At 44.2% G+C, this 14729-nt stretch carries 10 protein-coding genes and 3 tRNA genes; 3 read left to right on the plus strand and 10 right to left on the minus strand.

What is annotated here, in order from left to right; all coding sequences use genetic code 11:
• Positions 1–4 precede the first annotated feature (4 nt).
• Entirely contained in the window at positions 5–1438 is a 1434-nt protein-coding gene (locus EIP89_RS03165; protein WP_124397205.1) for a sugar transferase, read from the plus strand.
• A 9-nt stretch (positions 1439–1447) separates the two neighbouring features.
• Here EIP89_RS03165 and EIP89_RS03170 read toward each other — a convergent pair whose 3' ends face one another.
• The 8 genes from EIP89_RS03170 to EIP89_RS03205 all read right to left on the minus strand — a co-directional run bounded on the left by EIP89_RS03170 (position 1448) and on the right by EIP89_RS03205 (position 8746).
• Complete coding sequence (locus tag EIP89_RS03170; RefSeq protein WP_124397206.1) at positions 1448–3451, minus strand: alpha-ketoacid dehydrogenase subunit alpha/beta; 2004 nt, start codon at positions 3449–3451, stop codon at positions 1448–1450.
• 52 nt (positions 3452–3503) lie between these two features.
• Positions 3504–4304 carry an SDR family NAD(P)-dependent oxidoreductase gene (locus EIP89_RS03175; protein ID WP_124397207.1) on the minus strand — a complete coding sequence of 267 codons (801 nt, stop codon included), beginning with the start codon at positions 4302–4304 and terminating at the stop codon, positions 3504–3506.
• Complete coding sequence (locus EIP89_RS03180) at positions 4304–5602, minus strand: asparagine synthetase B (RefSeq protein WP_371851057.1); 1299 nt, start codon at positions 5600–5602, stop codon at positions 4304–4306. The genes EIP89_RS03175 and EIP89_RS03180 overlap by 1 nt, the downstream gene beginning before the upstream one ends.
• Entirely contained in the window at positions 5559–7178 is a 1620-nt protein-coding gene (dnaB, locus tag EIP89_RS03185) for a replicative DNA helicase (protein WP_124397209.1), read from the minus strand. The genes EIP89_RS03180 and dnaB overlap by 44 nt, the downstream gene beginning before the upstream one ends.
• A gap of 104 nt (positions 7179–7282) precedes the next feature.
• Positions 7283–8104 (minus strand): twin-arginine translocase subunit TatC, encoded by an 822-nt coding sequence (gene tatC / locus EIP89_RS03190; protein ID WP_124397210.1) that lies wholly within the window; start codon positions 8102–8104, stop codon positions 7283–7285.
• 286 nt (positions 8105–8390) lie between these two features.
• A tRNA-Pro gene (locus tag EIP89_RS03195) sits at positions 8391–8463 on the minus strand.
• 63 nt (positions 8464–8526) lie between these two features.
• Positions 8527–8599, minus strand: a tRNA-Pro gene (locus tag EIP89_RS03200).
• A 74-nt stretch (positions 8600–8673) separates the two neighbouring features.
• Positions 8674–8746 (minus strand) — tRNA-Pro (locus EIP89_RS03205).
• A gap of 368 nt (positions 8747–9114) precedes the next feature.
• On the opposite strand from EIP89_RS03205, the gene EIP89_RS03210 reads away from it, so the two are divergent.
• Together EIP89_RS03210 and EIP89_RS03215 are read left to right on the plus strand one after the other, a co-directional pair.
• On the plus strand, positions 9115–10167 hold the full coding sequence (locus tag EIP89_RS03210) for a DUF6588 family protein (protein ID WP_124397211.1): 1053 nt from the start codon (positions 9115–9117) through the stop codon (positions 10165–10167).
• Positions 10168–10232: 65 nt separating this feature from the next.
• Positions 10233–10874, plus strand: coding sequence for a YdeI/OmpD-associated family protein (locus EIP89_RS03215; protein ID WP_124397212.1), 642 nt, complete (start codon positions 10233–10235; stop codon positions 10872–10874).
• Between the two features lie 9 nt (positions 10875–10883).
• Here EIP89_RS03215 and EIP89_RS03220 read toward each other — a convergent pair whose 3' ends face one another.
• Together EIP89_RS03220 and EIP89_RS03225 are read right to left on the minus strand one after the other, a co-directional pair.
• Entirely contained in the window at positions 10884–12917 is a 2034-nt protein-coding gene (locus EIP89_RS03220; protein ID WP_124397213.1) for a hypothetical protein, read from the minus strand.
• An 82-nt stretch (positions 12918–12999) separates the two neighbouring features.
• Positions 13000–14712 (minus strand): fibronectin type III domain-containing protein, encoded by a 1713-nt coding sequence (locus tag EIP89_RS03225; protein WP_124397214.1) that lies wholly within the window; start codon positions 14710–14712, stop codon positions 13000–13002.
• Positions 14713–14729: the final 17 nt, after the last annotated feature.

Raw genomic sequence — 14729 nt, forward strand, 5'->3', positions numbered from 1 at the left:
TTATATGATTTCAAACGAAAGGAAGAAAAAAGAATTCATACAAAAAGCTATTTACGTTACCTTCGATTCACTGGCGTCGATCTTATCGTATTCCGTACTTTTTTATTATCGTAAAAAATATATTGAAACCCGTATTTTTCAGATCAATACATCTTTTGATTTTGACATAAATTATTTGTTGGGAGCGCTTGTATTTACTGGTATCTGGTTGGCAATTTATCAAATTTCAGGATTTTACAACGATATTTTTCGCCGTTCGAGACTCAGAGAATTTTTTCAAACTTTTAATCAATCTCTTTTTGGTTCTATTCTCTTATTTTTCCTCTTTTTTCTCGATGATTTTGTATCAGATTACCGCGATTATTACAAATCGTTTTTTATCTTTTTTTCTTACCATTTCTTGCTCACCTATCTGTTCCGATTCATCATTTCATCGCGCACAAATCACCTCATTCAGAAAGGAAAAATTTATTACAATACCATCATAGTGGGTAGCAATCAAAATGCTGTGGATTTATACAATAATATTGTCGGTAAGAGTTTTTCCACAGGTCATCGCTTCATTGGCTTTGTGAGTGTGGACAACAACATAAAATTTCTGCTCGAAAAGCGCTTAAAGTATTTAGGAAATTATACCGAATTAGAACGCATTCTCAGAGAAATCGATGTAGAAGAAGTCATTATAGCCGTGGAATCGCGCGAGCACAGCAAGGTGCAAAGTATCCTTACCCTGCTGGAAGATGAGGATGTGAAGGTTAAAATGATTCCTGACACTTATGACATTCTCAGCGGAAAGGTAAAGCTCGAGTCGTATGGCGAACCTCTCGTTGAAATTCCTACACAACCGCTAAGTGTTACTCAAGCTTTTGTAAAACGCGCATTTGATATTGTGGTTTCAGTCCTAGTTCTAGTGATTTTTTCTCCGGTATTTCTGCTTTCTATGCTTTTGGTGAAGGCGTCGGGACCGGGGCCGATTTTCTTTGTTCAAGAGCGCATCGGCTACAAAGGGCGAAAGTTTAAAATCATCAAATTTCGGTCGATGATCGCTAACGCTGAAACCAATGGCCCACAACTCAGCTGCGAAGACGACCCGCGCATTACACCTTGGGGCCGGATCATGCGTAAATACAGAATCGACGAACTACCCCAATTTCTCAATGTTTTAAAAGGTGAAATGTCGGTGGTTGGCCCCCGACCTGAAAGGGAATATTACATCAATCAAATCGTCAAAAAAGCTCCATACTATCGCCAGCTACACAAGCTCAAACCAGGCATCACCTCCTGGGGCATGGTAAAATTTGGGTATGCCGAAAATGTGGATGAAATGATTCAACGACTTAAATACGATCTGGTATATCTGGAAAATGCCAATCTACTGAACGATATCAAAATCCTCTTTTATACTATCCTCATCGTATTGCAAGGCAGAGGTAAGTAAGATACTTTTTTAAAACTCCAGCACCCGCCGAATAGCTTCGTCCATTTGGCTCTTGGCCAAGAAACCCTCTTCGAGCACTGAATTAAAAGGCACTGGTGTATCTAAAGAGCCTACTCTGCCTACCGGAGCATCAAGCCAACGGAAACACACCTCAGCAATGCGAGCTCCAATTTCTGCTCCGAAGGCACCTGTATAGGTATCTTCATACAGTACCAGCGCTCTTCCGGTCTTTTTTACAGATTGATAAATGGTCTCTTCATCGAGGGGTATAAGGGTGCGCAAATCGATGATTTCAATGCTGAATTCAGGATGGTTTTTCTGATATTCCAGGGCCCAATGAACACCAAAACCGTATGTTACCAGTGTAAGGTCTTTACCTTCAGACACCACATTGGCCTGTCCAAAGGGCAACGTGTAATACCCCTCAGGCACCTGACCAGTGACCGAGCGATAAAGTGCCTTGTGCTCAAAGAACATAACCGGGTTAGGGTCTTCGAAGGCTGTAAGAAGTAGCCCCTTAGCATCAGCCGGGAAGGCTGGATAAACAATCTTAAGACCAGGCACATGGGCAAACCAGGACTCATTGCTCTGGCTATGAAACGGACCGGCGGCTACACCTGCACCAGTAGGCATGCGCACAACTACGTCAGCATTTTGACCCCAACGGTAGTGTATTTTTGCTAGGTTATTTACGATTTGTGTAAAGCCTTCGGTCACAAAGTCGGCAAACTGCATCTCGACCATGGCCTTAAAGCCATTGATTGAAAGCCCAAGACCTGCGCCGATGATGGCACTTTCGCACAGGGGGGTATTGCGCACGCGCGCCTTTCCATACTTGTGCACAAAGCCTTCTGTAGCCTTAAATACCCCGCCATATTCGGCAATGTCCTGCCCCATTAAAATCAAATTCGGATGGCGCTGCATGGCCTGATCCATCGCATCGGTGATGGCGTCAAGCAAGCGCATCTCTCGGCTTGCACCCTTGGGCTGTGTGATTTTGTAATCAAACGGAGCATAGACATCGGCCAATTCCTTTTCGCGGTCGAAGGTGGCATTGGGTGCTGAAAAAGCCACTTCTAGCTCTTCGTTTATACGTGCTTTGATCTCAGAACGTATCTCATTGACAAGCTCCTCTGTCAGTACTCCCTCCTCCAGCAGAAAATGCTCATACTGTGCTACTGGGTCTTTTTTAGCCCACTCATCTTGTATGCCCGGCGGATAGTACTTTGTTCCAGAGGCCTCTTCGTGGCCGCGCATGCGGAAAGTAATGCACTCCAGCAGCACTGGACCACTGCCCTGACTGAGCTTCTGCCTCCAGTAGCGCACAGCATCGATCACTTCCAGTATGTTGTTGCCATCGATGGTTTCTGCTTCAATGCCATAGCCTATGCCTTTATCAGAAAAGCGCGCACAGCGAAACTGCTCGTTGCTCGGTGTACTGAGCCCCCATTGATTGTTTTCAATCACGAAAATGACCGGCAGATTCCACACCGCTGCTACATTCACCGATTCATGGAAATCGCCTTCGCTAGCACCACCGTCGCCGGTGAAAACAGCAACTACTTTTTTGTTGTCTTTCAGCACATTACCCAAAGCAATTCCGTCAGCAATGCCCATTTGTGGGCCAAGATGGCTGATCATCCCCACGATTCGATGTTCTTTGCTTCCAAAATGGAATGAGCGATCACGACCCTTAGTAAAGCCCAAAGGTTTGCCCTGAAACTGCGCAAAAAGTCGATGCAAAGGAATGCCGCGAGTCGTAAAAAGCCCCAAATTGCGATGCATAGGCAACAAATATTCATCGCTCTCCATAGCATAGGCTACCCCTACCGAAATAGCCTCCTGGCCCCATCCGCTGAACCATTTGGAAATTCTGCCCTGCCGAAGCAAAATGAGCATTTTTTCCTCTATCAAGCGGGGCAAAAGGATTTTTTTGTATATATCGATAAGTTCTGCTTTCGAAAATTTATCGACAAAACGATCGAAATGAAGCAATACCTGTGTATCGGCCATTGGTGAGAATTAAAGTGCAAATCTATGCAGGTCTGTGAGCTGTGATGTGTTGTTAAGTTTTGAAAACGAACTTGCGCATGAGCCAATAGAATAGCCCTGGAAACCATCGTTTAAAATAAGCAGCCATGATTTCCAGACCGCCGATGTAGGCATGCTCTCTGCCCGACTGCATCACTTTGATTAGCTTTCTTGCAAACACGTCGGTACGCATGCCTTTCTCTTGTGCCGGACTGTTTTTCATCAGCTTTGTGCCGTCGCCTTTTAGCGAATTAAGCGTGACCTCCGTATTAATAAATCCCGGACTTACGATCTGAACTTTTATGCCCTTTTTCCTCACTTCTTCTCTGAAGCCTTCGTAATAGCCATAAAGAGCGTGTTTCGATGCGGCATAGGTGGCAAGTCTCGGCTGACTAAATTGACCTAAAACGCTTGATATTACCACGATTTGACCTCCACCTTGCTCCATCATCTTGCGGACTACGGCCTTTGCGAGCGCTACGTTGCCGAAGTAGTTGATGCGCATGATTTTCTCTTCCACTTCGTCGAGTGTATCGAGCGAGTTGCCTAGCTGACCAATTCCCGCATTATTGATTAAAACATCGATTCGACCGGCAAATTTTAATGCCTCTTCCGTCCATTGGCTGGCTTTTCCGTAGTCTTCTAAATCCAGCGGCAAGATGTGTGCTTTTACCTGAGTGCACTGTTGGGCCAACTCTTCGAGTAATTCGCTCCTTCTGGCACTTAGAATTAAAGTGCAACCCCCAATTTTATTGAGTTCCAATGCTAAACCTTTGCCAATGCCCGAGGATGCACCAGTGATCCAAAGTACTTTTCCCTTGAGATAGTCATTCATTAAGTCTTTTGTTTTTTGCGTTGAGCTGCCGGCAAAAGTATATTGTTAAGAATCAAGCGGTAGCCTGGAGAATTTGGATGCTCATCCAGATCAGTAGGCTTATCACCTACTCGATGCTGATAGTCCTCCGGGTCATGTCCACCGTAGAAGGTGAAAAATCCCTTGCCGTGTACACCATATAAATAGCGCACTTCGTTGAGCTGTTTGTTCTCTCCCAGAATGACAATACCCGGTTTAATCAATTTTCGATTAAATGCCGTAGTTTGTCCCATAAATCCCTTAATTACACGAGTGTGATTTTGGGTTAGGATGGTAGGGATCACATCCCATTTGGCAGAGAATTCAAAAAGCCCGAAGTAGTCGTTTTCCACTTCTACCCTGCGCACATTGGTCATGTCTATATCCGAATATTCGTATTCGTAAGGGTTTGTACTTAGAGTAAAATTCCGAAAGGCCAAGGTGTTTCCAAAGTTTAATTTGGAATTGTAGTTGGGTTCTGCCGGATCACCGTCAAACATGCTTTCGCAGATATCAATACCAGCAGCAGCCAAAGCAATATCGTATGAATCTGTAGCTGAGCACATGGCAAATAGGTATCCTCCATTTTCAATAAATTCTTTCAGCTTTACTACTACTGCGAGCTTCAGCTGCGACACCTTGGCAAAACCCAGGCTTCGCGCCAGCGACTCCAGCTCATTTTTTTGACGGATATACCAGGGAGCATTGCGGTATGCGGCATAAAATTTACCGTATTGTCCGGTGAAGTCTTCGTGATGCAGGTGTATCCAGTTGTAGTCTTTTAGCTTGCCTTCCAGAATTTCGCGGTCGTAAATTTTGTCGTAGGGAATCTCGGCATATTCCATAGCCAGCGTCACCGCGTCGTCCCAGGGCTGACTACCAGGAGGGGTATACACGGCTATTTTCGGAACTACTTCCAGCTTCACCACATCCATATTTACTGCCGGGCTCGAAATTTCTGTTCGAATTTGTTCGGCTTGAGCAGATGACAGTATTTCAAACGACACCCCTCTGATTCTGCACTCCCGCACCACAGCATCGCGTGCTGGAATCAAAAAAGAGCCTCCTCTGTAGTTGAGAAGCCATTCAATTGGGGTGTGATTCTTTATCGTCCAGTATGCAATTCCATAGCTTTTTAAGTGATTCCTTTGGCTGAGTTCATCCATCGGGATGAGAAGATAGTCTCCCCAGACAGTTGAAGATGTTAACCAAATAATCGCAAATAGAGTGATGTTATTAAAACGGCGTATCATCCTCGTCCGAATCGCTGGCAAAGTCATCTACAAATGTACTTCCGCTTGCCGGATTTCTATAAGGCGTAAAGGATGGTCCGCCAAAGGGATTAAACGTTGGGATATTGCTCTGCCCTCCTGAATCGTCTGCAGCGATGCCTCCTCCGCGGTTCAACTTAGATTCTAAGATAATTTCTCCATACTCTGAGGTGTCCATTTCGCCGGGTATGCCCATTTCAACAAAAGAAGTCGTTTCATTTTCAAAGCGAAAGCGCACATTTTTCAATGCACCGTTACGGTGCTTGGCAATGATCAACTCCGCCTGGTTGGCGCATGGCGTACCATCTTCCCAGGTTTCGTATTTGTAGTATTCAGGTCGATACAGGAAGCTGACGATGTCAGCATCTTGCTCTATGGCGCCCGATTCGCGCAGGTCGCTCAGCATAGGTCGCTTGTCGCTGCCTCCACGCGATTCCACCGCTCTGTTTACCTGTGCCAGAGCGATCACCGGAATATTGAGTTCCTTTGCTATGACCTTCAGGGCTCGCGAAATGCTCGAAATTTCCTGCTCTCGAGTACCATTTTTCTGATTGCCAGCGGTCATCAACTGTAGGTAGTCGATGATCACGCATTGAATGTCGTGAATCGCCTTTAGCCTCCTACATTTAGCCCTTAAGTCAAAGATGGATATCGACGGCGTATCATCTATGAATAGAGGTGCCTTTTCCAGTTTGCTCGACTTAGTGTAGAGCATGTTCCATTGATCAGGAGTTAGCCGACCATTGCGCAAGGCTTGGTTAGGGATCCCTGTTTCAGACGATATCAGTCGCATAATCAACTGCACAGCCGACATCTCCAGTGAAAAGAAAGCAACCGGAATGTTGTTTTCAATTGCCATGTTGCGCGCCAGCGAAAGCACAAAAGCCGTTTTACCCATCGATGGTCGCGCGGCTAAAATGATCAAATCAGAACGCTGCCAACCACCCGTGATGCTGTCAAGAGCTCTGAAGCCACTCGGTACACCGCTCAATCCCTCCTTTTTGCTAATCTCCTCCATCTGCTTCAAAGCATCCTTAACCAGGTCGCCAGCAGTGGTAAAGTTTCGCTTAAGGTTACCTGCAGTGAGTTCAAAGAGCCTTTGTTCCGTTTCATCGAGCAGCTCGATCGGATCTGTTTCATCCAAAAAAGCTTTTTTCTCTAACTGCCCTGATATATATATGATTTCTCTCAGCAGGTACTTCTCTAATATGATTCGAGCATGATATTCAACGTGTGCTGACGAAAACACGCGCTGACTCAAATACACCAGATATGCATCGCCCCCTACTTCTTTAATCTTTCCGTTCTTCTTCAGCTCAGCACTTACAGTCAGTAAATCCACCGGCTCACTACGGCTAAAGAGCTCCTTGACGCATTCGAAGATGATTCCGTGCTTTGGATTATAGAAGTGCTCAGGCTGTAAGATTTCAAGCACCTCTCCAATTGCTCTGTTGTCGATTAGAAGGGCGCCAAGTACAGCTTCTTCCAGCCCTAGGTCGTGTGGAGGCACTTTGCCTTGACTCAAATAAAAGTCTTTAGCCTCATCTTGCTTTTTAGGCAGTTTTATCTGGCTGATTTGTTCCATAGCAGGTCAATGTTTTTTACATCTTAGCGTCCCGAAGCTCGCTGAGTAAAAGTCCTAAAAAATCATTTTATAGCCATAGGTGTTGATAAATATTCTCACCAACCTTACCGCAACGTTTGTCTTTTTGATATTCGGGAGGCGATCAAGATGCTGATTTCATATAAGATCATTACAGGTATTGTCACCAAAATCTGACTGGCTACATCAGGCGGAGTGATCACAGCCGCCACAATGAGCACTACCACAAAGGCGTGCTTGCGGTACTTTCGCATCCACTCCGGGGTAAGCAGTCCAAGTTTCGAACCTACATACACCAGCACAGGTAGCTGAAACATCACCCCACATGCCAGCAGTACACTCGTTACCGTTGAGATGTACGACGATAAATCGATCTGATTTGCCACCGAATCACTGACCTGATAAGTACCCAGAAACTGCACCGTAAGCGGAACAATCAAAAAGTATCCGAACAAAACCCCTAAAAAGAACAAAATACTGCTCGACCCAATCAAAACACCGGCATATTTCCTTTCTTCAGGCTTCAACCCCGGTGCCACAAAAAGCCATATTTGCAGCACAATATACGGAAAGGCCAAAATCACACCCCCCACCAGCGAAACCCATAAATGCATCGCAAACTGCCCGGCCATTTTCAGATTTACTATCCGAAAGGGCATCTCCTCCATACAAAACACCTCACCCTCCCAGAGTTTGCTGAACGCGCAAAAAAGCTCATATGTGACAAAATGCGCCTTGGTCGGACTCAGCAGCACCACATCAAAGAAAAAGTTTTTAAACCCAAACACCACAGCAGCAGCCATCACAGCGGCCACCACCGAGCGAATGATGTGCACCCTCAGCTGCTCCAGATGCCCCAGAAAACTCATCTCGGCATCCTCTATCTTTTTCTTCTTACCAAAAAGCATAGTTTATAAAAGCTGAAACACATTTTTCTTTTTCTTTTAGTATTTGGGCGTGTCCCTCGCAGGTTGCCCTATCGGGCAGCTGCTCAGGCCGGGCTACTCTGGGGTACGCTTCGCTCCCGTGCTCCGGCTCGGCTTCGCCTCACCTGCGCACCGCGCTTACGCGCGCCCGCCGTATCCCTCACGCGAGGCTCGCTCCGCTCGCCTTTCATTGCACAGCCTGCAGCGCACTCATCAAAGGGCAAAAAAAAAGCAGGCTTTCACACCTGCTTCTTCAATTATTCAAAAGTCGGGATGACTGGACTCGAACCAGCGACCACACGCCCCCCAGACGTGTACTCTACCACCTGAGCTACATCCCGAAACATCCTCTTCAAAACAAAGAGGCATTGGCATAAAACCAACGCCTCTTCTACTCACCAAGGTCGGGATACCAGGACTCGAACCTGGGACCCCCTGGTCCCAAACCAGGTGCGCTACCAACTGCGCTACATCCCGATGGATTATATCATTGGGGCAATTTAGCTCTTTACAATACGCAGCACATCAGCCCGGGGCATAGCCGCAGAAAGTCGGGATGACTGGACTCGAACCAGCGACCCCTACGTCCCGAACGTAGTGCGCTACCAACTGCGCTACATCCCGTCGTTTACAAAGAACTTTCTCTAGAAAAGGGGCTGCAAAGCTATTAAACTTTTCCGCTTCTCAAAAGCAATTTTTCTAAAAAGAATATAATTTTAAAAACCCAACCGCATACTTTTCAAAACCAGCGTGGTACCAATTTAAGTCGAAATTTATTCCCTCTTTGAATCCCCCTTCAAATATCCTTTTTTATAAACACTTCTCCCCGGGCGATTTCAAAGTAAAACTATCTAAAAATTCTTACCCTTCGATAAGAAAAGATCAAAACTTAACAAAATTTACAGAAACTACACAAAAATAATTTTTTACATCATTTGTATCATAAATTAAAGAATTTTGATAAAATACATTTGTAATAAAAATAAAGTAAAATGAAAAAGTTATTTCTTTTTATGCTGATGTCGTGCATCGTACAGTCATATGCTCAGACGTTTGATAATCAGCGACTTTCAAATGAAATTAAAACAAATTTCAACAGCTACTTCGGTGCATACCTACGTCCTTTCACCGAGTCTTTCGGTGCTGCAAACGGCCTCATGTGGCAAATACCCCATAAAGCTGGTGCAAAGTTCAACATCAACATTTCTACCTTCGTCACAGGTAGCCTGCTGCCAGATACTTACAAGTCCTTTGACTTTAATACGCTCAACAAAGTCAATTTCGAACTGGTAAATCCAAACGACAACATTCTGCCTACCCTCACCGGCGGCCAGACGACAAACACCATGCGCTATTTCATAACCGATGACAATGGCAATCGCCTCTTCGACCCGATTAAAAACGATTACGTAACTGTGGATATCGATGCCCTTGAGGGTCTAAACCTGCCGATACAAATCACCCCAGCAGCTGGAGCACAGCTCGGAATTTGGACACCAATACATACCGGTTTAGCCCTTCGTTATGTCCCTAATACAAACATTCAGGAAACAGGTCAAATTGGATTACTGGGTATAGGCGTAATTCACGATATAGCCGGCTGGTTTAAGTTGCCGCTCGAAATCAAGGCAGGCTTTAGCTACCAAAAGTTAGACATCGCTATCAACAACCCCATCCAGGACAATCCAAACCCCAACAAGTTTACCTTCAATTCTACTTCCCGCTCCTTTGACCTCACCATTGGTAAATACTTGTGGATCATCAAACCTTATCTACAGATTTCGAGAATTACTTACAGCAACGAGTTGCTCCTATCCGGTAGATTTACCTATGATTTCGAAGATTTCACAGGTGTTCCAGGCCCGATAAGAGACCAGATCAAACTTGATTTTCAAGATCCTGTTGACATCAAGACAAACAACACTATGATCAACTACGGCGGTGGCCTTTTTATCAATCTCGGCATCTTTTACCTTCAGGCACAGTACATGCTCGGTACCTTTACCAATGCAGGTGTAGCTTTCGGATTAAAAATAGGTTTCTAAACAATAGCAATCCAATACACATCCTTTCAAATCCCCCAAGTTTACCTTTGGGGGATTTTTTTTGTATGAATCGCAAACCTGAAAACGTAACGCACTATTTACAAAGCGGCTGTGGTCGTTGCGAACGCTGGAATACAGCAAATTGCAGTGTAATCATCCACAATTCTGTGCTTTTAGCACTGATCAACCTGTTGCGAAGCACCACCTTAAAAGAAGAAATTAAGTGGAATGCCCCCTGCTATACCTACAATGGCAAAAATGTAGCAATCGTTGGAGCTTTTAGAGATTACTGCGTGCTAAGTTTTTTTAAAGGAGCTCTACTTCACGACCCGAAAGGTCTACTTGTAAAGCCAGGTGAAAATACACAGGTTGGCAGAGTTATACGATTTACTGATACGACGCAGGTTGAACAGCATAGAGAAGACATTCTTTACCTGATAGCCCAGGCCATCCAACTTGAGAGCTCCGTAAAAAAAGTCACCTTCAAACAAAATTCACCACCTGAAGTAGAGGAATTCACACAAAAACTTGAATCGGTATCAGGCTTAAAAAAAGCCTTCTATCAACTCACACCTGGCCGGCAAAAGGCATATCTGCTGTATTTCGCCGAGCCTAAAACACCTGAGGCCCGATTGCGAAGGATTGAAAAGTGTATTCCCTTGATTCTCCAAGGCAAAGGACTGTACGACAAATACAAAGCAAAATAGAAATATATGTCAGCGGGCCAACGACCTGTTCGACACAAAGAAGTCATAGCTTACCCGGGCATATGCGTAGCCATCCTGATAATTGTTAATGGGTGTGTTTCGGTCTTCAAAGGGCTGCCATCCACCCTCCAGATCGATTGTAAGCCCTTTAACTACCACATATCTCACTCTCATAATGAACGAATTGCGAATCTGTGGTAAGTTCCATGCCGATGAAAGCGATCGATTATTACCCGCCGATGCACTTACCTGCAGTTTGTTTTCTATAAGGTCGTACAAAAGGTTTACATTAAAAGCGTTCACATCACTCAATTTTTCTTGTACATTACTGTATAGCAATGTTTTACCAAAATCCAAGGACAGGTAAGTTCTGCTCCCGAATCGCTCGCCCAGGCCGATCATTACATTGTAAAACGTGTTGCTCGAACCAGGGCGAATACGGTCTGTTCTTTCATTTAAAAATCCACTTAGTCTGAACGTTGTATTCCACCTGCCCCGCTGTACATTGTAGGAAATGATGCCATTGAACATTGTGAGATAATCATCAACCTCAGCACCAGGTATTACACTTCTTGTACTCAAACGGCTTTGTCGGTTGTACTGAAAAAAAATAGTCGGATATTTTGCCGAAATATTTACTTGTACACCAGCACCATAGTTTTCTGTTTTTAAAGTTGAAAGCAGGGCGTTGTTCAGATTATTTGTATAAGCTTGATATATGCCTGTGATGGTGAGTTTTTTCTTGAACAAAAACAATCGCTCTTGAAAGAGCAAATTATCTGTATTGTTTCTCAAAAAGGGATTGCTGAGAGAAAAATACTGTGGACCAATACGGCTGTAATCAGCCGTCATTTGGTGCCAGCTTGTACTCCAATTAATGTTAATAAAATAACTGACAAAATCTGTGGAAATTTGTGTAGGCTTAGTAGATGAATTTATTACAAAAATCCGCTGAAATGCTGATGGATCGAAGGGAAGTTTTACATTGTAATTGGTATCGAGTTCCTGGTTTGATAAAACCCCGAGTGAAATATCGTTGGTTATGGCGCTGAGTGAAATACCTGATTGAAGGAGAACCCTTCGACGAAAGAGGCGGGCCTGAAATTCAGCACCACCTACCAGATTGTCTTTAGGAGCCAATCCATATTGAATTGAAGAAGTATCGTCTTTTGCTTTGAGACCTTGCAAAGCCAGCATCCAAGTTTTCTTTTTGTTGCCTACATACATTCGTACGGCAGTCAAATTCCTCTGGTAAGTGCCTGGCACCACCAATTGAGAATCGTTTATCATATTCTGCGGAATTGTCCCAAATTTTTCGTCCCATCGCTCCAGCCGGCCTTCTACGGGTCTATTCAGTTGGCCATGCACTATGTGCAGGCCTGAGCCCCCAACCTTCACATGAGTGCTGAAGCCCGTAATGCGCACACCTGAGAGCACCAGTCGGTCAAACGCCGGATTTAGATCTCCTACCAAAGCTTCAAACCAGGAGGTTTGTAAGCCAGTTTGAAAAAAATTTCTGCTCTGAAGAAAAGGTCGATTATCGCTGGTAGCAAACATTTGAAAGGGTATCGTTACTCTATCGAGCACCAAACGCGTATTGGCAGTAAGCGTGCGGGTAAAAGGTGGTTCTTGCCTGAGCGCTGCGCCCGGTCCTGTAAGAAACTGCTCTCTGTTGTCAAAAGATATTGTGCCTCCAAATGAGTACTCTTTATTACGTTGGCCTTCCTTAGCATTCTCAGGTGTTCGTTCATTTACAAAAAAATGCCACTCCACCTCTTGCCACCCAGATAAACCTTGTACTTTAAAAAAAATCCTCAAATAGTTTCTTCCATTGCGAAGGAGCTCGTAGTGAATAAAAGACAAAGTATGTTGTTGAATTTTTATTTCCGGATAGATGGGTTTCTTATTTAGAAAAATGCGCACTTTCCCGGGTACAAAAGTTCTTTGGTCATCCAGCATTATGGACACAAACAGGTTTTCTGCCGGCACTACCCCCTCAGGCTCGGGTGCAAGAATTTGGTATCTCAACTCCTGAGCATTCATTGAGGTAATAACAAAAATTGCCCAAAATAGCACCTGACAAAAAGCCAATAAATTACATGATGCCGGCATGAACGATTCTCAGTTAGTTGGATGAAACTTGTTTTTTCTTCTTCTCTGTTACTATCTCAACGGGTACAGATCGCATGCTCGCCATGCCGTCGTGACTAATTGCTTCGATTTCAAACCGGTACTGACTAAAATAGCGCATTGGGCCTGTGTAAAATGACCGCCTATCAGCGGATAAATCATTTTCTGTAATGATTAGCATGCCATCGCGATAGATCCGAAACCCCTTTAAATCAGACACATCTGGATATTCCCAATAAATCATGGCTGTATTTGAGTCTACTTCCCAGCGCTTTATAATCGGTACCGGGAGCACTTTCGAGGCCACTTTTACTGTAATGGTATCACTTGGTTCGCTTTCGTACATGTACTTACCTAAAGACGATACACAAAAGCGATAAGTTGCTCCCTGATCCATAGGCACTTCATAGACGAAGCGGGTTTCGCGAATTGCTTCTTCAAAATTGATCCACCGAAGGTCGTTTGACAGAGGGTGAGATGCGTATATGTAAAATTCCTGAGTAATGGTGTCTTGTTGATTTCCCTTTTCCCACTCGAGTGTAATGAAAGTGCGCATGTTTTGGGTACGCACCGTAGCTCTTAAATTTTTAGGGCGTGGTGGGACGATTTTAGGCAAGTAATAAAACATTACCTCGTCGCTTGAGATCTCTGTTTGGTCTTTATACACTGCTTTGATCCGATATGCGTAGTATTCTTTCGGTATTAATGGCCCTTTGTCGTTATAAGAATAGGTATTTGGATCAGAGATCACCCCTATCTTGGTAAAAGGGCCAGGAGGCAATGCCCGCCATATTTCAAAGCGATCGATATGACGTTGAACACTTTCAGCTATTTTAAAATTTAGCAGAATACCTTGGTCATAAGACAGATTCCCGATGATTTGAAGTATTTCAGGTTTTTCATAGGTTTCAATGATCTCGTTTGGATCGTATTTAAAAAAGTTTTCGCTGTCTTCGAAATTAAAAAAGGAAATCAGGCGAATGGAATATTCATTGACCTCTGTGGGAGATGCGCTGCTATCGTAAACCGAGTAAAATCCATCAGGATTACGTTGGATCACAGGTGTTGGGTTGATTTTGATCCACTCATCACCATTGCGCCGATAGACATTAAAACCTCTGTGTGCAAAAAGGTTAAGAGTTTGCTGATCGGCACGCCAGAGCAACTGCACGTTTCTTTTGTTCGTAAACAGTCGCACATTAAAGTCATAAATTCGATTGAAAAAAAACTTTTCTCCGCCAACGAGGCGAAAGGTTGCAACAGGTCTACTCTGTTCCTTCTGATTAATCATCAGAAACAGACCGTATTCGTATGCTATGCCCATTTGTACATCTGAATCGTCGCAACCCAGACCTGCTGCCCTTGCCACATTGTAGTTAATGCTTATTCCAAATTTAAATTCCTGTAACTTTTCAGAATCTTGCAGCTCACTTACAAGTTTAGAATTATCTATCTGCTTTAATTTGCCTGATTGAAAGAGCGAATCGATTTCTTCACGAAAAGACAAAAGCGTTTCATTTGTCAAACCTAAATTTTCATACGACTTAGCTGAAGAAAGTTCAAACGATATTGGACCTGCCACAACAGACCATTGACGCTCTTTTTCACGGCGTTTTTTTAAAATAAATCCGTTTAAATTGGCTGGAACTGTTTTTGGCATCCAGAAAAATGACCAGCGTAGCCCATCGGGGCTCCCAGCTGTAAGCACGAAAGATTCATTTTGTG

The organism is Thermaurantimonas aggregans (assembly GCF_003851885.1).
GTDB classification, from domain to species: domain Bacteria; phylum Bacteroidota; class Bacteroidia; order Flavobacteriales; family Schleiferiaceae; genus Thermaurantimonas; species Thermaurantimonas aggregans.